Source organism: Daejeonella sp. AP26 (assembly GCF_056680515.1).
Map to the genome: position 1 here is coordinate 1,981,455 of NZ_CM155286.1, position 17,550 is coordinate 1,999,004.

19 protein-coding genes are annotated in these 17,550 nt (G+C 41.5%); 7 read left to right on the plus strand and 12 right to left on the minus strand.

What is annotated here, in order from left to right:
- Positions 1-216: 216 nt before the first annotated feature.
- The 10 genes from AC1MCB_RS08530 to AC1MCB_RS08575 all read right to left on the minus strand — a co-directional run bounded on the left by AC1MCB_RS08530 (position 217) and on the right by AC1MCB_RS08575 (position 10,714).
- Positions 217-1,461 (minus strand): hypothetical protein, encoded by a 1,245-nt coding sequence (locus AC1MCB_RS08530; RefSeq protein WP_479968324.1) that lies wholly within the window; start codon positions 1,459-1,461, stop codon positions 217-219.
- Between the two features lie 199 nt (positions 1,462-1,660).
- Positions 1,661-2,428 (minus strand): ABC transporter permease subunit, encoded by a 768-nt coding sequence (locus AC1MCB_RS08535; protein ID WP_479968325.1) that lies wholly within the window; start codon positions 2,426-2,428, stop codon positions 1,661-1,663.
- An 82-nt stretch (positions 2,429-2,510) separates the two neighbouring features.
- Positions 2,511-3,236: an ABC transporter ATP-binding protein gene (locus AC1MCB_RS08540; RefSeq protein ID WP_479968326.1), complete on the minus strand. Its 726-nt coding sequence runs from the start codon at positions 3,234-3,236 to the stop codon at positions 2,511-2,513.
- A 104-nt stretch (positions 3,237-3,340) separates the two neighbouring features.
- On the minus strand, positions 3,341-4,549 hold the full coding sequence (locus AC1MCB_RS08545) for a nitrous oxide reductase family maturation protein NosD (protein WP_479968327.1): 1,209 nt from the start codon (positions 4,547-4,549) through the stop codon (positions 3,341-3,343).
- Positions 4,550-4,566: 17 nt separating this feature from the next.
- The gene (locus tag AC1MCB_RS08550; RefSeq protein ID WP_479968328.1) at positions 4,567-5,589 is read right to left on the minus strand and encodes a nitrous oxide reductase accessory protein NosL; all 1,023 of its coding nucleotides are present in this window, start codon (positions 5,587-5,589) and stop codon (positions 4,567-4,569) included.
- Between the two features lie 132 nt (positions 5,590-5,721).
- A complete protein-coding gene (gene nosZ / locus AC1MCB_RS08555; protein ID WP_479968329.1) occupies positions 5,722-7,731 on the minus strand; it encodes a Sec-dependent nitrous-oxide reductase in 2,010 nt (669 codons plus the stop codon).
- A 161-nt stretch (positions 7,732-7,892) separates the two neighbouring features.
- Positions 7,893-8,366, minus strand: a complete 474-nt coding sequence (locus AC1MCB_RS08560; RefSeq protein WP_479968330.1) for a c-type cytochrome — start codon at positions 8,364-8,366, stop codon at positions 7,893-7,895.
- Between the two features lie 298 nt (positions 8,367-8,664).
- Positions 8,665-9,093 carry an RrF2 family transcriptional regulator gene (locus tag AC1MCB_RS08565; protein WP_479968331.1) on the minus strand — a complete coding sequence of 143 codons (429 nt, stop codon included), beginning with the start codon at positions 9,091-9,093 and terminating at the stop codon, positions 8,665-8,667.
- Between the two features lie 34 nt (positions 9,094-9,127).
- Positions 9,128-10,087 (minus strand): iron-sulfur cluster repair di-iron protein, encoded by a 960-nt coding sequence (gene ric, locus AC1MCB_RS08570; RefSeq protein ID WP_479968332.1) that lies wholly within the window; start codon positions 10,085-10,087, stop codon positions 9,128-9,130.
- 150 nt (positions 10,088-10,237) lie between these two features.
- On the minus strand, positions 10,238-10,714 hold the full coding sequence (locus AC1MCB_RS08575) for a hemerythrin domain-containing protein (RefSeq protein ID WP_479968333.1): 477 nt from the start codon (positions 10,712-10,714) through the stop codon (positions 10,238-10,240).
- 289 nt (positions 10,715-11,003) lie between these two features.
- Here AC1MCB_RS08575 and AC1MCB_RS08580 point away from each other — a divergent pair, with 289 nt between their 5' ends.
- From AC1MCB_RS08580 to AC1MCB_RS08590, 3 genes are all read left to right on the plus strand, one after another.
- Positions 11,004-11,552: a DUF4142 domain-containing protein gene (locus AC1MCB_RS08580; RefSeq protein WP_479968334.1), complete on the plus strand. Its 549-nt coding sequence runs from the start codon at positions 11,004-11,006 to the stop codon at positions 11,550-11,552.
- A 13-nt stretch (positions 11,553-11,565) separates the two neighbouring features.
- Positions 11,566-11,895 carry a plastocyanin/azurin family copper-binding protein gene (locus AC1MCB_RS08585; RefSeq protein WP_479968335.1) on the plus strand — a complete coding sequence of 110 codons (330 nt, stop codon included), beginning with the start codon at positions 11,566-11,568 and terminating at the stop codon, positions 11,893-11,895.
- 155 nt (positions 11,896-12,050) lie between these two features.
- Complete coding sequence (locus tag AC1MCB_RS08590) at positions 12,051-12,692, plus strand: RNA polymerase sigma factor (protein WP_479968336.1); 642 nt, start codon at positions 12,051-12,053, stop codon at positions 12,690-12,692.
- Positions 12,693-12,812: 120 nt separating this feature from the next.
- Here AC1MCB_RS08590 and AC1MCB_RS08595 read toward each other — a convergent pair whose 3' ends face one another.
- Entirely contained in the window at positions 12,813-14,018 is a 1,206-nt protein-coding gene (locus AC1MCB_RS08595; protein WP_479968337.1) for a glycoside hydrolase family 172 protein, read from the minus strand.
- Positions 14,019-14,412: 394 nt separating this feature from the next.
- Here AC1MCB_RS08595 and AC1MCB_RS08600 point away from each other — a divergent pair, with 394 nt between their 5' ends.
- From AC1MCB_RS08600 to AC1MCB_RS08615, 4 genes are read left to right on the plus strand one after another with little or no spacing between them, the layout of a single operon-like run.
- Positions 14,413-14,745, plus strand: a complete 333-nt coding sequence (locus tag AC1MCB_RS08600; RefSeq protein WP_479968338.1) for an ArsR/SmtB family transcription factor — start codon at positions 14,413-14,415, stop codon at positions 14,743-14,745.
- An 11-nt stretch (positions 14,746-14,756) separates the two neighbouring features.
- The gene (locus AC1MCB_RS08605) at positions 14,757-15,320 is read left to right on the plus strand and encodes a DUF6428 family protein (protein WP_479968339.1); all 564 of its coding nucleotides are present in this window, start codon (positions 14,757-14,759) and stop codon (positions 15,318-15,320) included.
- Positions 15,321-15,324: 4 nt separating this feature from the next.
- Entirely contained in the window at positions 15,325-15,819 is a 495-nt protein-coding gene (locus AC1MCB_RS08610; RefSeq protein ID WP_479968340.1) for an N-acetyltransferase family protein, read from the plus strand.
- 11 nt (positions 15,820-15,830) lie between these two features.
- The gene (locus AC1MCB_RS08615; protein ID WP_479968341.1) at positions 15,831-16,676 is read left to right on the plus strand and encodes an arsenite methyltransferase; all 846 of its coding nucleotides are present in this window, start codon (positions 15,831-15,833) and stop codon (positions 16,674-16,676) included.
- Between the two features lie 57 nt (positions 16,677-16,733).
- Here the strand turns inward: AC1MCB_RS08615 and AC1MCB_RS08620 are convergent, their stop codons facing one another.
- Complete coding sequence (locus AC1MCB_RS08620; RefSeq protein ID WP_479968342.1) at positions 16,734-17,504, minus strand: metallophosphoesterase family protein; 771 nt, start codon at positions 17,502-17,504, stop codon at positions 16,734-16,736.
- Positions 17,505-17,550 lie beyond the last annotated feature (46 nt).

Genomic DNA, 17,550 nt, shown 5'->3' on the forward strand with positions numbered 1-17,550 from the left:
CGGCGAATAAATGATGAGAGTCACATTCAAAACAAAACCTTCGGCGTCATCCAGAAGATTGCATGAATAGTACAATTGCCAAAATCACTTATCCTATACATCTATCAGACTTCAATGAATAAGACAGCGACCTTTACTACCACGTTTTTAAAAAACCTGCGGAACATTATTTATAGGGGAACCGGGAGCATTAATAACTTAAATCTGCATCAAAAGTTAATCTGGCTTAAACGTCAGCGATGTGTTGGAAACACTTTTTAAGCAGCTGATAAACATCATAGCAATGCCGCAAAACAGGATAAGGGCCGCAATTAATAACATGGTATTGATGTAGGGGACGATGTTATAGGTAAGCCCTGCCACGCCCTGCACCATGAGCAACAACTCATTTATGATGACACCCGCCACAAAAACAGTAGTGCCTGATATCAACATTTTGGTAACTGGTACTAATTCAAATGAAACAATATAGCCGATAATAAAAATACTGGTCACGGCCAAAAGAACAAGGTGAAGGTAGCCGATAACGATGGGTCTGAAGCCATAAGACAGCTGACTGAGCTCCGGGTGAACTGAACCGGATTGAAGGAGCAATTTTATGGTAAATGCAATGGCCGAGAGCAGCAAGAGTACTTTGCCATACTTCGAGAATTGATGGCTTATGAAGATTTTGTTCTTAATAAACACTTTTATCATAAAGGCCCATCCTGCTAACTGGGCTATTACCGCAACTACCACAATACCATAAATAATATTCCCAAACGGCATATATAACACAGATAAAAAATAAGCGGGGATACAGGCAAAACAAAAAAACACAAAAGCAATCTTGAGATCCTTTACAGCCGTCGTTATCTTTTCTAAGTTGGATACCAACAAACCCATTCCCGCAAAAAAGAACCAGCCGTTATATTGAAAGTGCAGAAAAAAATAAACCATGGCCAGGTGCCAGTTTTGGTCAACTATTTTGGTCACCATCATGTATGACAAGCCAAAAGTACCAATGGATGAGATTACACTGAAAGCCAGCGCCGCTCTAAACCACCAATGGCTCACCGTGTCCAGGTTCATCCTGTTCAGATCTTTCCAGTAATAAGCGGCAAAAATGAAGGAAATCACGATGGAAAGTGTAGAAAAACCGATAGAGTAGAAAGCGTAACCCTGGATGATGAAACTAACTAACATACCATAAGCGGTAATAAGGTTCGCATACAGCAACCAGCGGTATTTCCTAAAAATCCCTTCTCCATTTTTCAAGCTAAGGTTGTACACCAGCAATATCATTAACGTTTGGGTAATCCAACCGGCAAAAGCAAAATGCGAATGGCTGTGCAAAACGTATTTCTGGTCTACAAAGGGGAGCGGAAATTCAATTTTATAGCGCATAACTAAACCCAGGAAAGCAACAAGCAGCAAATTTAAAAATGAAACCGTAAGCCATTTGCGTAAGGATTTGTTCATGCGATTTTTTTTTAACGATGTCTATTAGCCATTGCCTTTTGGTAAAGTACATTCATACCTGTTTACGCTTTCTTCTTCATCAAAAATTCTCTAACAACTGTTCCTTGCAGCAAGCAAAAAGCGTTTACTTCCTTTTCATTCCGTGCGGGCAGTCAGACCTGTACCAAAACGGCGCACCCTCTAAGTGCACCTTTGATAATTATAAATCTTTAGTTTTAAACTGCCGGGTAGAATACCATACCGGTAAGGCTATCCATAAAAGTAAAACCGAGAATGAAAACATGAGTCCTGTAGAGGTTCCAAAAAAGTCTTTGAAAACAGCTCCTGTATAACCCATCATAGCAGAAACGTCCAGCTGCAATAAAATCAGTATGCGGCTCAGGTCTATTGGATTAAGGGCACTCACCCCTATCATCGGCTTCTCAAGGGGATAATCTGCGAATTGGAACAGCAGGAACAATACAAATCCATCGAATAATATTGAAAAGTAAAGCCAGAGCATTATGGCCGCGCCAATGCCTTTGGCTTTATCCCTGGTTTTCACCGTGGCCAGCAGCGCGATTGCCACAAAAATAACGCTTAGAACAATGCCTACCGCTATCATGGTAATGCCAATCATATTGGCCTGGTATATTAAAACCGGGATACCTACACCTATAAAAAAGGCAAGAGAAAGCGAGGTGGCCAAGCCGGCGAACAGACTAAGCCAGATGGTCTTTCGTTTTAGGGGCTGACTGACCAACAGCTCCACAAACTCTGCACTGTTATACACATAAATAGTCGAAAAAATGATACTTACCAGGGGCACCACTATCAGGATAATATTTAATAAGCTCAATAGACCTTTGCTGCTGCTATCTTCCAGACTGAATACGGTAAACGAAGATGCCAAAAGAAACAAAGTATAAAATATTACAATCCGGTTGCGGAGAATATCGGTTATTACATATTTTATGATCTTGTTCATTTTAATAGATATGAGATATGAGACTTTAGTATTGAGATAAAGAGCATTTATGTGCAAGTAGTAAAAAATAGCTGAAAACTGATTATTGATTGCTCACAGCTAACTGTTCATTCGTCATCACCCACGCAATTGCTTTAGATAGTTTTTCTTCCCCGGTATGGTGTTTCAAATCTTCAATGCTTTTTTGGAAGAGCAATTTTCCTTCTTGCATATAGATAATCCGTGTAACTAGGTCGTCCAGTTCGCTTAATACGTGGGAGGTAATTAAAACCAGTTTTCCTTTTTCCTTTTCTGCGATGATCTTATCTTTCAATAATTCTGATGAGACGGGATCAAGTCCGGCCGTTGGCTCATCCAGGATAAGCACCGCCGGATTGAATAAAAAGGCGAGTGCTGCACTTATCTTCTGGCGCGTTCCTCCTGATAAGGTCCGCATTCTTTTATCCAGAAGATTGTGCAGAGAAAAAGCTTTAATCAGATCGTCGTCCAGGGCTGTCTTTTTATTGCGGATGTCCTTCATCATATCCAGCACCTGGCCGATGGTCATATTATCCGGATACCTGCCTATTTGTGGCATATAACCAATCTGATCCCGGTATTCCCAATCGTTACGAATATTTTTACCCATAAATTCAATCGTACCGCTATCGGGTACCACCATCCCCAGAATCGATTTTATTAAGGTTGTTTTACCACAACCGTTCGGGCCAATCAAAGCGATACATTCTCCTTTTTTACAGGTAGTGGACACATTGTTGAGGGCTTTTAATTTCCCGAACTGTTTTGTAATGTTAGTTGCAATGATCATAATGTTGGTGTAAGAGGCTTTCAGCAATCAGCTTTCAGAGCCTTAACTAGCTACTAAAGGATTTCTTCTATTTTGCCTTAACTTTGCTGAAAGCTGATTGCTAATCAAAATGCTTTCTTCATTAGCGGAGCAGTATCCTTCAGATTCTCGGGTGTAAGGCTCGGCAATATTTTTTCGGTTTTATCTAGTAAGGAGGTTATGAAAGTCCGGAATAAGATCATAGCTGTCGGGTATTTTTCCACGATCATTGAAAACATACTGACCGGCCGGTAGGGAATATCGCCAATTTTATCTTTATTAAGGTCGTAGCCTTCGTATTTATCCCAATAGTTATTGGTAAACCTGTTTAATACGAGCGAGCCGTTCGTACCAACATCGAAAGTATTGCCAATAAAATTGTTCCGTTCCAGTTCCACATCCATGCAACTTGCCTGGATCTTCAACGCCCACCCATTGTTCACAAAGGTATTGCGCTTCATTGAGATCCGGTTGGCGCCCTCCATATAGATAGCGCTTGTATTTTTTGTGAAGTAATTGCCCTCCAAATACCCATCAGATATTTCTTTCAGTAAGATGCCATGAGCAGCGTCACCCCAGTTCTCGTCAAAGTAATTGCTGAACATTTTGATCCGCTGGGAGAACATCACAGATACTCCGGAACCATTATCGCTAAACACATTTCCAACATAGGCATCATCATTTGAAAACATAAAATGCAATCCGTAACGCCCGTTTTTTTCCGACGTGTTGCGCCAAATGATTGAGTTGGTCACAAACTCCAAATAGATGCCATCCCGATGGCCAGTTACATGGTTGCCGATCATGCGCATGCCTTCACTTTTCCAGACATGAATCCCATTGCCGTTTTGCTGTTCTCCTTTACCTTTAACGGTGAGCCGGTTGTTTTCAATGATGCAGTCCACGCTATTTTCGGCGTAGATTCCGAAAAAAGTATTTTCAAGAATATTGTTTTTGATGTTGACATTTCTGCTGTCATAGATCTTTATCCCGCTCAGGTCGTCCATATTCGAAACGCCTGAATTGATAATCCGAAGTCCGTCGACTACAACAGCGTCAGCGGTAATAGAAATGATTTCGTATTTATTCTCGCCATCAAGCACAGGGTAATTTACCCCTCTGAGAACAATGGTTTTATCGATGACCAGGTTTTTCTCTTTGTAATGACCGGCATGTACCAATACGGTATCACCGGCTTGGGCAGCTGCAACCCCTGCGCTTACAGTTTTATTTGAGTGGTCTGATCCGACAGGTATTGTCTTAGCTGAGGCGGCAAAACCGACGAATAAAAACAATATGAATATTAAATACCTCACTTCTGCGCATCCTCCCAGTTCATTTTAAAGCCAGGAAACTGAAGCAATACTTTCGCAAGGCTGTCTTCGTTGGTAAAAGCGGCTAGATTCCCGTTCATCGGGCTGTTTAATTCAGGGCTCTGTAAAAAATAGGCCTTCTCAACATTTATTAGCCCGTGCGGCTGAACGAAGTCTGTAAAATAGATACCGGCAGTTTCCTCCGGCCCCACTTTTTTTGAACTTATGAACGCCTTAACACAGTGTGCATCATCAAACTTATATACTTTTCCTTTCTTCGTGACTATTTCAGCACCGTACCGTTGATCACTAATGGTCATTTTACAAAAATCACAATTGTCTTTGCCAATACGGATCGGTTCAGGATCGGTACTGCAGCTACTGAGCGACAGGGTAAGTAATCCAATAATCCATAAAGACAATGTGCTTGCCTGAACGTTCATTTTCTTAACTCTCCTCCATTCATATATAACGCCGCCCAGCAATAAGGCTCCCACAGCAATAAAGATCCATCCGCCAATATCGGGTACAGACCATGCACCAAAGTTCAGCAATTGTTTATAGCCAATCAAGGGTGGCTGATAAGCCATTCCGGGTACTTTAATAGCGGCATCCGGACTTAGGTCATGTCCATAACTGTATTCCCATCTATAAAAGTCAACCATTGCCAGAACTCCAAAAGCCACAAAGAGACCAAACACGATATTCATCCACTTTCTTTTTGCAAGAATAGCCGCGCCTATAAAAAGGATTGAAAAAAACACGATGATATACGGTAGCACCTTAAACTCTACAAAATCGTCTGAGTGCAGGGTTTTCATACCGATATAGTGGTTTAAGCCATTGATAATATCCACATTGCCCTCTAAACCAGTAGCATACATCAACAGACGTAAACCCTCCGGGTATTGTGGAGCCATTAAATCTATCCGCCATATAGGTGCGAATAAAACTGCCAACAGGCCAAGTCCGCATATAATTAGTATTATTCGGCTTAGTGTTGTGATTTTTTGGTTTTTCATAAAAGGGGGAATTGAATATTATAGCTGACTATCAAAATTTCAACTGTGCCTCGTTGATCCTTTTGATAACAAAAAGAGAGGTAAGAATCGTACGGTATAACCGCAAGATCCGTACCTCTCCCTGTTTATGGTTTACTTCTTAGAAGCAGACACCTTAGCGGTAGCTTCGGGTTTTGGCTGATTGGTACCAGTACTGTAACTTATTGCCACGTTGCTGCCTGCAGGCGATACCCGCACATAGCCCGACATCTCCTGGTGCAATGCGCTACAGAAATCTGTACAATATATCGGGTACATACCGGCTTTTTTCGGTATCCATTTTAAAGTGGTTGTCTCACCTGGCATCACTAGTAACTCGCCGGTTAAGGCTCCTTTAATGGCAAATCCATGCGGTACATCCCAATCCTGTTCAAGGTTGGTAGCGTGGAAATAAACTTCATCGCCCACTTTAATTCCTTCAATATTATCAGGAGTAAGGTGAGAACGGATCAGCGACAGGTTTACATGTACTTTGTTGCCTTCGCGGAATACTTTCGTTTCGCCTTCGCCTTTAGATACATACGGGTGCATATTTTCTTCGATTTTGAAGAACTTAACCGATTTATCACGGATCGCACTTGCCGCTATACCTTGAGCATAGTGTGGCTCGCCAATAGTTGGATGATCAAGTATCAACTCCATCTTATCCCCACTGATGTCAAATATCTGCGCACTTTGAGACAATTCAGGTCCTGTTGGCAGGTAACGATCTTTGGTGATCTTGTTATAAACCACCATATATTTGCCGGTTGGTTTTCCGGTGTCACCACCTGGGATCATTAAATGGCCCGGAGAGTAATAAGTAGGCTTTCTGTCTAATACCTTTAAACTCTTCACATTCCATTTCACTACCTCACTGGATACGAACATGGTTGAGTAGGCATTGCCTTTATCATCAAACTCTGTATGCAATGGGCCTAAACCTGGCTTTTGAACTTCACCATGTAAAACAGCATCGTATTTTAATACGGGAATACCATCGTACTCTCCTTCAAAATTTTTGGCTGCAATGGCTTTCTGCATTTTATCAAAACTAAAAACCGGAAGTGTGGCCGCTAATTTACCACTTGATACGATGTATTCTCCTGTAGGATCAACATTGACACCATGCGGAGATTTTGGACAAGGAATCATGTAAACCAATCCTGGATGATCTTTGATATCCAGCACAGTTACTTCATTTTTCATGGTAGAAGTTGCAGTGTGCGTTTTCTCGTCGAAACGGTTGCTTGCATATTTAACAGCTTGCTTGCGTCCTTTGCCTGCCTTAATCAACTTTTCAGCTTCTTTCCAATTTACCGCCATCACAAAATCCTTATCATTTTTGGATGCGTTTACTTCCAATAAAGTATTTGCCTGCTCGGTATTATAGGTACTAAAGAAAAACCATCCGGCCGATTTGCCTTTTCCAGCACGGCTTAAATCGAAGCTTATACCTGGTGTTTTCAATTGAAAAGCAATATCCATGTGGCCGTTATCTTTATCCACACTGACAAAACTTATAGTTCCTTTGAAATTTTGTTTGTAGGTATTAATCGGCACATCACCGTTCTGATCATCCAGAGGAATACTAAACCTTGTACCTGCAACAATATATTCAGAGTTTTCGGTAGTAAACGGAGAGGAGTGGTTACCGCCGCTATTTGGCAGCTCTAAAATTTCTGCAGTGCGGAAGGTCGTTAGGTCTATCCGGGCCACCCGCGGGGTATTGTTAGCGTTAACAAAGGCCCAACGTCCGTTCATTGCGCTCTTTGTTTGCGACATAGACACGTGGTGCAAATCATCCCATGGCACCTCGCCATGTGAAGTATTAAGCATTGGTTTTGTTTCTTCGCTGTATCCCCATCCTTTTTCCGGATCTACCGAGAAAACCGGAATTACACGCAGTAAACGTCCGCTTGGTAATCCGTAGACCGCCAACTGGCCGCTAAAGCCTCCGGAAACAAAGCTGTAATATTCATCATAGTTCCCCGGGGCAACATAGCTTTTTGCAGCCGCATCTCCGCTGATCGCTGAACCGGCATCTTTTGGCTTGCATGCATTCATGCTGACTAATAGTGCAACGGCCGCCACGCCAAGAACACTGTTTCTGTTAATTTTCATCGTTTGTGTATTTAAATTGGGCTTAAGGTTTATTGGGTGATATCTTATAATCTTATTGAACAAGTAATCTTATTGAACAAGGCATACCTGTAGCGTTAAGCCGCAATAATTGTTGCCTTTAAGGGTATTCGTATATTTTAGAGGTTTAGTACATAGGAAAGTTATTTCGCACCGTCATTGTCCCGCATAAATTCTAACAGATTCCGGGCGTCATCATCTGAAAGGCTTTGATTAGGCATCCGCACAAGACATAGTTCCAATTGAGCCTGTAGTTTAGGATCTACATCGATCATAGCGTCCGGATTGGTGATAAAATTCATTATCCACTCAGGTTTGTGACGTTCGGTAACGCCGGCCCAACCCGGTCCCACCAGCCTTTCGTCGGTAAGTTTATGACATGGGGCACACTTTACCTGGAAAAGTGCGGATCCGGTCTTTACTTTAGCCGGTTCTATGGCACCCAGTTCAATATCTTTAAACTTCCCTTCACCACGGTCGGGATCATATGTTGAAACATCATCTCCTGTAGTGGCTTCAGCGGCGGCAGTACTTGTGTCCGAATCAGTATTGTCACCGGAACCCGCACAGGCAGCAATAAAGAATAGCAAAGAAGCAAGGATCATTAATTTTTTCATAATTTAAAAGTTTGTGGTTGTAAGATTACAGAAGCTAAGTTACCGACTATTTGAGCTACTCCATCAGAATAATAATTTAAATATTTCTAATCGCATTGTCATTTGTGGCTCGCTAGGGATAATTTTGCTCTCTTCTGACACTTTGTAATTTTTGAATTTTAGTCTAATTGTTAGCCACCCGCCTATTCTTTCATAATATAAAATTAGCCTTTCCATGTCGTTAATGTTGTGACGCATCTTTTAAGCATAAATGATAGATATCACATAATAAAAGATCATATCATTTATGATAGATGACCTATTTTAGGAAGTATCTGTTATTTTCATAATCATTAACCATTTCATTAATTGTTTTTCTACTAAATTCAAATAATAACTGTTCTCTGATCGGACGAATCTGATAATGAATTGGACATGGCTCAAAATCCGAACAATTCTTTAATCCCATGGCGCAGGCTGTGAATATCTCGTTACCGTCAACTGCGCGAATGATGTCAATGAGCGCAAGGTCATGGCTGTCCTCCATGTAAAACCCTCCATTCGGTCCCTTTGCAGAAGAAAGGATATTTTTACGTGACAGAATTTGCAATATCTTTCCTGTAAAAGGCATTGGAGATCCAATTGCTTCGGCAATCTCAACAATCCCAGCTTTTCTGCCTGCATTACTTGTATGAGTTACATAAATTGAAGCCCTTATGGCGTACTCGCAGGATTTAGACAAAAACATTTTCCCTCTATTTTTGCAATTTCAAAATCTGTCCTTAAGCCTTCTCTAATTCCTTCTCAAGTTGTAGCGCTTTCGGGAATAAAATATTATTTTCCAAATGAACGTGCGTTTGCATATCGTTTTCAAATTCCTCAAGCTTTTTAAAAAGGATAGTATATGAATTGCAAGCCCCGGCCGGTAAGGTGAAATCAGAGGTCAGTTTTCTGATCAGGTAAAGATCTTCGCCCAGTTGTTCATGATCCATTTCCATCACTCTTATCGGGTTGATGATTTCACCGACCAAATGCCTGACCATCTCACTGCCGGTTTGCCGGGTATTTACAAGTTCGTTGATGAACGGGAAAAGAATTCGTTCTTCCTTGCTCATATGTAAATTCAGATCCTGTGCAATGCGCTGAAATATTTCGGCCACAGTTAGCAGTTCCGGATGTGAACTACCGTGAACACGTGCAACTTTCTCGGCCAACGAAGAAATAAAAGGTAAACTTTCCCTGCAGTAATGATGATGGGTATTAACAATATAGTCAGTCAGAAATTCAGGTTCGCATTTATCAAAATCCAGTATCGTTTTATCATCATCGGCAGCACTTAGTGCTTCAAGTTCTCCTTTAATGTAATTCAGACTAATGTTTTTGTTTTTACTCACTTCAGAAAGCGTCTTTTTGCCTCCGCAGCAAAAATCGATTCCCAGCTTTTTGAAAACCTGGGCCTTTCTGTAGTCCCTGGCAACCATCTCCCCGATGGTCTCTTCCTGCGATTCTATTTCCCTTTTAGCGATTTTAACCCTCCAAATTTCCGGACCGTTTTCTAAATATTCCCAGGTGAAGGTTTGGCCGCGTTCTGCAAGTAATTGATAGTATAAGGGCTTTGGATCATGATCATTATGTATGATCAATGCATCACCAGGGAACTTAGAATCAAACTTTTCAAAAATAGTTGAGTGTTTAAATCGCGGTTCTATAATGCTTACATTTAAAATTTCGATGGTTTCCATTTCTGCTACTACATTAATAAAAGACAAATTTATCTTCTATTTGGGGCTGGCTTGTGATCCCGGTCATATAATTTGGTAATCCTGATCACTTATATAGTCCCTATCAATTATTATAAGTTCAAATAATCCGCAGAATTAAAGCTCTCCAAACTATTTTATTTTCTGAGTCCAGAATTCAGTGTGAAATTCCTCGTTGAATGGTTTATGAATTTGATCAAGCGTCGCACCGATTTCCTCCAGCTGCTGAGCATTTAAGGTTTGTTCCAGATAAGGAAAGAATTCTCTTTCTTCATAACGAATATGATTTTCTAACAAACCAGCCAAGTTTGAAAGAGCTGCAGGCGACTGATCAAGACCACGGACAACATCTGCAATTAACTCCCTAATCGTTTTATGCTCATGTAAAATACGTTCCTTGGAGGGATCATTATCGTCGAGGTAAATGAGTACTTGATCCTCTTCCGCTTTGAAGTGTGGAAATAGTGCAGCTTCAGAAAAATAATGGATATACTCAACGATTAAATCTGGCTCTACCTGATATTTCAATCCCTGCTTAATCTTCCATCCCAGAAGCAATCCGTGGTGATGATCCCTTGAAAGGCTTATTAAATTCTTATCTCGTTTCATATCTCGTATTAAGTAAAACAAAGGGCAGATAGCCAAAAATTGATGGTTTCAAGCTACATGCGCCTTGTGATAATCAAAAACTTCTTCAACAAAGATGATCAACACGCGCAGCAATTTCTATGACCGGTATCATATTATTATATGATAGTAGAACAACGACATTGCACTGGCAAGCAGGACTTGCAGGCTGCCGGTTTATAAATAAGGATTAAAAAAAATGTAACCCTTGATCCTTCAATTCTCTCTAATAATTAAAAATCAATAAAAGTTGAATTTAAAAAAGACAAAGATGGACTTACTTAAAAAATTTACCAGTCTGGCAGCAGGTGCAGTTACCTTTTCGCTAATTATTGGAGGGCAGGCCTTTGCACAGGGAAACCCAAAACTCTCTGATGCTGAGGTAGCTTCTGTAGCCGTTACCGCAAACCAAATCGATATTGATTATGCCGCTATTGCGACAAGGAAATCGAAGAACGAATCGGTACTTCAGTTTGCCAAAACCATGGCAAATGATCACAAAGCGGTAATCGATCAGGCAGTTGCTTTGGTCACTAAACTAAAAGTAACGCCTCAGGACAATGCAGTGAGCAAAAAATTGCTTGCAGATGCGGAAAAAACCAAGACTAAACTCAACTCTCTATCTGGACAAGCTTTTAATAAGGCTTATATAGAGAACGAAGTAGCTTATCATAAAGCAGTAATCGGTGCAGTTGAGGGGCTTTTGATTCCCGAATCAGAGAATGCTGAATTGAAAGAATTACTGCAGCATATTGTTCCGGCGCTTAAAGCCCACCTTGCACATGCGGAGATGGTTCAGAAACACCATGCGTCGAAGTAATAATTTAATCCTGATGTCACGCAAAACAATACTGATTCTGTTCCTGGCTATTATTGAAACTGCCGGCTGTTCGTCAGAAACTGAAAAACGCGTACCACGTATTCATCATGTGCAGATTAAGAACATGAAATTCGAACCTGCTCAGATAATCGTAACTAGAGGCGATAGTATAGTATGGACCAACCTCGATATCGTGACCCATGATGTGACAGAAGAAAAAACTAAAGCATGGACTTCCGCTCCTATCACAATTGGCAAGACATGGAAAATGGAGGCTGCAAACAGCGCCGATTATTTTTGCAGCATTCATGTGGTAATGAAAGGTAAAATTATCGTTGAGTAGCATCTGCCTGCGGCAGAAGAAGTGCGTGACTGAGCTTGGGCAATTTCCTTTAGGCGATGATTTGCTTAACTTTATATAAGGCAAAAGACGGGCGAAAAGTCTTTATTGACGCTGTTGAGTACATCTCAACTGTTATAGGTGTATAATCTTGTGAAATGATCGAAATAAAAGAAAAGACACTAAGCGATGAGGAAATTGTCGAACTGGTTATCAAGGGTGAAACGCACTTGTATGAGATCCTGATGCGCAAATATAATCTCCGCATGTTCCGGATCAGTATGTCGATAGTGAATGAAGACATGGAAGCTGAAGATATTATGCAAACGGCATATCTAAATGCCTATCTGCAACTTCCTAATTTCAAGAATAAATCAAGTTTCGGCACCTGGCTAACCCGGATCGTGATAAATGAAAGTCTGCTTCATAAAAAGAAAATAGCCAGGCGGCAAAGGCTGGATCAGGATGCTGAGCCTGAACATACAAACGTTGAAACCCCTTTAAAAAGTCTTATGACTAAAGAATTGAAGACAATACTCGAGAAAGCGATTTCAAAGCTTCCTGAAAAATACAGGCTGGTATTTGTCATGCGTGAGATTCAGGAAATGAGTACGAGTGAAACAATGGAAGTTTTAAACCTTGGCGAATCAAACATCAAGATCCGATTAAGCCGGGCAAAAGAAATGCTTCGTAGCCAATTAACCGCGTATTATCAACCTAATCATCTTTTCGACTTTCATTTAAGCCGCTGTGATAGAATCGTCAACGCGGTGATGAATAAGATCAGAGAAGGCCGATGACTACGATCAGCCTCGAATTTCTTGCGAGGTGTTGTCAGTTAGAATCGTTAATACAATAGACACTGAACTGGCGATTGCACACCCTCTAGTATTACCAGATAATAAAATTAAATGCTAGCCTTAGTTTACTTCCAGATCATCTTTTGACGGGAGTTTAGGAAATCTGGCATGCGGTTCGCGCTGGTACCAATACCCTACAGTAATAATGTCAGATTGCTGGGGCAAGTATCTGCCTCCATCGCGCCAGCCTAGATCTTGTATTGTCGCCTTCAAATCCTTATCGAAACGGATGGGGTCCTGAATATGCCACCGGTACATACCAAAACGCTGCTGCGAGTTGTAAACACCGTCCGGCCGGATGACCTGGTGAAGCCCCGCATAAGGTGTAGTGTACTCCTGGTATTGCCTTGTCTTCTTGTTTTCAAAATTGTAAGATCCCAAAAAATAATCTTCTGTACCGGTTCCCACGATGGTCGCAAAATCCTTATCCCCATCCATAAAAAACTTAATTTCCCCTTCTCCCCACCATCCATTATTGTTCACTCCCATACCCATATAAGTTCCTATATACTGTCCTTTACCTTTAATACCGTCAATTATAGTATGCAGCGAAGAATTGGTCTGTTTTGATCTCCTGTATTGAGCATGGAAATAGCCTTCGTCTTCACCTACATCTGTCAGCGTGTAGTCTATTTGGTAGTAAAGACGCATTTCTCCGTTGGGATTGAGGTTTTCCATAGTTACTTTACATTTCTTTCTAAAAGGCATCTTCCAGAAACTATTAAAGGCACTTCCCGGGTTAACGGTTATCGGCAGCGAATTGAGGTGCGCATATTCGTTCCAGCCCATTCCGAAAAATGCACCAACAGGAGTTTCCACAGAGGGCTCTTTCTCATCATCCCAATAGAATCTCAAGACCGTAAACTGCCAATTCCCGGTGGGCGTCATCCACATATGCTGTATAGCTCCGGGTCCTTCGATTTCGGCAATGGTAACGGTCTCTCCGGGATTAATGATGATAAAAGGATTGACCTTCCACCCTACCCCTAAATCCCTTGCTTCATTTGCAGCATTAGCTACATTTCGCTGACCCTTATTCTTCGCAGGGTCAGCCATCCCACCCTTACCTTTTTCGCCAGTAAAATTTTCCGGACTGATAGATCGGGTTTTAGCATCCGACAACCTCGAAAGGTTACCAAGGCCCACATTCAATCCGTCAAATTTTTGAGATTGCTGTGCAACAGAACAAAAGTGCAGCGCAAGAGCCGCAACAAAAAGGGATAGCTTCTTCATATCTACAGATCTTAATTCTATTATAGGTTTCATCAGGATCAGTCTAAAATTTATATGATCTGATCTCAAACTCATTTACAAGGTAATGATATCACCCGCAGGAGAATGGTAATTCTTAAATAAATGTCCCAGCTCAAATTCTCCACCTTGAACTCCTTGTACATCCTTCTGGTCTTGTTTGACCATCCTTAGATCAGGAAGCTTTCGGTCTTAGGATGGTCGAACAAGATACGAGCTAGTCACGACCGTGACCATGTTGAATTTAAGCTAAATGACCAAAGCATTTGAACCAAAACTTCTGGCAAGCCGAGTTTGAAGAAATAAAAAAAATCTACTTTTTTCTTGCAAAATAAATTGTTCATCGTATATTTACGATATGCAATAGCAGGGCATAAAATTAAACGAACTAAACTGATTTAATAAGTTAATGGCACTAAATAAAAAAGCCGAATTTTCGGAAGCAGATCAAAAGATTGCTGATCTGGCCAGAACTCTTGGTCATCCCGCGAGGATTGCTATTCTGCGTATCCTGGCACAAAAGAACACATGCATCTGTGGCGAGATAGTGGAAGTGCTTCCCTTAGCTCAGTCTACCGTATCGCAGCATTTGAAAGAATTGTTAAATGCTCATTTAATTAAGGGAACGGTTGATGGTTTGAAGTCTTGCTACTGTATTAATTGGGAAACCATGAATGAATTCTCTAGAGAACTGGATTTTCTATTCAAAGACCTTCAATCACAAACCCAATGTTGTAACTAATTTAAAGCGTTATGAATAATCATCAAGCATTAAACTGGCAAACATTCAAAGAAACGCTGGTTCAGCATCCGGACCTGGAACTTCAATTTCAGTATGCGGAAAGCAGCCGCGTTAATCAATCGTATCATATCACCGAAATTAAGCAGGCTCCTATTACCGCGGTAGATTGCGGAGGCAAGCTGAATTCGTGGACGGAGGTCATTGTCCAATTGTGGGAACCTGGTAAAAAGCAGCAGGAAAGAGCTATGAAAGCTAAAAAAGCACTTTCCATTATTGAGCTGGTCGAAAGATCACTAACTCTGAATCCGCTGGCGACTGTAAAGATTGAATTCGGGAATTCTGAATTTGATACACGGCAGATGTTTCCCGGAAAGATTACCGTGCAGGGTGAAGATCTTGTTGTTGATCTTCGACCGGATACAGTGCAGTGCAAAGCGATTGAAAGAGGCGGGAGTTGCGGAACTACTGCCAACGGTGAAGAATGCTGTACGCCTGCCGAAAGTGCGAAGCCAAAAATTAAATTAACTACTCTGGCAGCGGCGGAAGTCTGCACTCCCGGAGGCGGATGCTGTTAGCAATATGATTAAGATTATAAATTTAGATCCCAGCCATTGGGAAGCAGTGGCTAAAATATATGAGGAAGGCATTGCGACCGGAAATTCAACTTTTCAAACCAGCGCACCAACCTGGGATGAGTGGGATAGCGCGCACACCAAAAACTGCCGACTGGTAGCAATCGATGAGAGCACGGTTTTGGGATGGGCAGCTTTAAGCCCGGTATCCGGAAGATGTGTTTATGCCGGCGTGGCAGAAGTGAGTGTTTATATTTCTGAGAATGCACGTGGAAAAGGAATTGGGAAATTACTACTTCGGGCGCTGGTTACAGAAAGCGAGATTCAAAATTACTGGACTTTACAGGCAGGAATCTTTCCGGAGAATATCGCCAGCATAAGTCTGCACCAGCAGACAGGGTTTCGAATTATAGGAACAAGAGAAAGTGTGGGTAAAATGAACGGCATTTGGCGAGATTCTTTGATGCTGGAACGAAGAAGTAAAATTGTGGGAATCGATTAAAAAGAAAGATCATGAAAACGGATGAAGAAGTAAAAAATCTGGTAAGAGAAAAATACAGTCAGATTGCTTTGCAGGATAAAGCTACGAATGAGACATCGTGCTGTGGCGCCGGAGGGTGCACCACCGAAGTGTACAACATTATGAATGATGATTACAGCCAGCTTGACGGTTACCAGCCGGATGCTGATCTGGGTTTGGGTTGCGGTTTGCCTACCGCATTTGCGAAGATCAAAAAGGGGGATGTAGTTATTGATCTGGGTTCTGGTGCAGGTAATGATTGTTTCGTAGCAAGAGCCGAGACAGGTGAATCCGGTAAGGTGATTGGAATAGACTTTACGGAAGCCATGATCAGCAAAGCACGTGAAAACGCAGAAAAGCTTGGTTTTAACAACGTTGAGTTCAGGTTTGGAGACATTGATCAAATGCCGGTTACAGCCAATACGGCTGATGTAATTGTGAGCAATTGTGTCCTAAACCTAGTTCCGGATAAGGCTAAAGTTTTCAGCGAAATATTCCGGGTGTTGAAACCAGGTGGCCACTTCAGTATCTCGGATATTGTATTGGCGGGCAATCTACCTGAAAAGCTAAGAAACGCTGCTGAAATGTACGCCGGATGTGTTGCCGGAGCCATTCAGAAGGAAGATTACCTGGAGCTAATCAGTCAGAGCGGGTTCGCGAATATTAGTTTGCAAAAAGAGAAAGCAATCATTATTCCGGATGATATACTGGCCAATTACCTGAGTGCTGAAGAAATTGAGGAATTTAAATCTTCTGATCTTGGAATTTTCAGTATTAGTGTCTTTGCAGAGAAACCAACGCAAGAAAGTTGTTGTACACCCGGAGGCGGATGCTGTTAGGTCCTTCCGATCTCAGGTAAAAGATTATTTAAAGGGCGAGACAAACTTACAGATCAATTACCCTATTCGTAGCATCGCGGCATATTCATCAGGCAGCGGGCTGTTTTCAACGGCTTTAGCTGCCTTTTCTATGTCGTACTCGAAACGAATGAATTCAACCGTGATACTTTCCTTGTTATACATTGTGGTGCGTTCGTCAATGGTTAGTACAACGTAACAGCCTCTTACATCGCCATCTTTTGGCTTTCCAACAGAACCGGTGTTGATTGCGTGGCGATACCGTGGTGTTTCTTCTGGACCGGATTTCAGGATCCTGTGATAAGGTTTATGGGTATGACCGAAGCACATAATATCCGCGTCTGCCTGTTCCATTATTCTGAGCATACTTTTTTCGTCCCGGTCTTCAAAAAGATATTCATTGACTTTTCGCGGACTTCCATGAACCAGCAATAGGTTTAATTTATCAGAGTTAAGCTGAAACTCTACCCGAATATGCGCCGGCAGTGTCTTCAAAAACGCTCTTTCCTCCTGACCTATTATTTCATTAGTAAATGAGATCGAAACCTGGCCCATTGCCTTCTCGTTCTCTGATTTGTATGCACAGCCACAATCATCACTGCTTCTGCCGACACCATAATCATAGTTACCTGCGATCGTTGGGATTCTTCTTTTTCGAATCTCTCTAATCACCTCGTTTGGCCAGATATTATATCCTACCAGGTCACCCAGACAATAAATAACATCTGGATGCCGGTTATCTACATCATTAAAAAAGGCTTCAAGCGCGGGAAGATTTGCATGAATGTCAGAGAAAAGTGCAATTTTCATTAGTAAAGATTTGAGATGTAAGACAATAGATATAAGATCATGATGA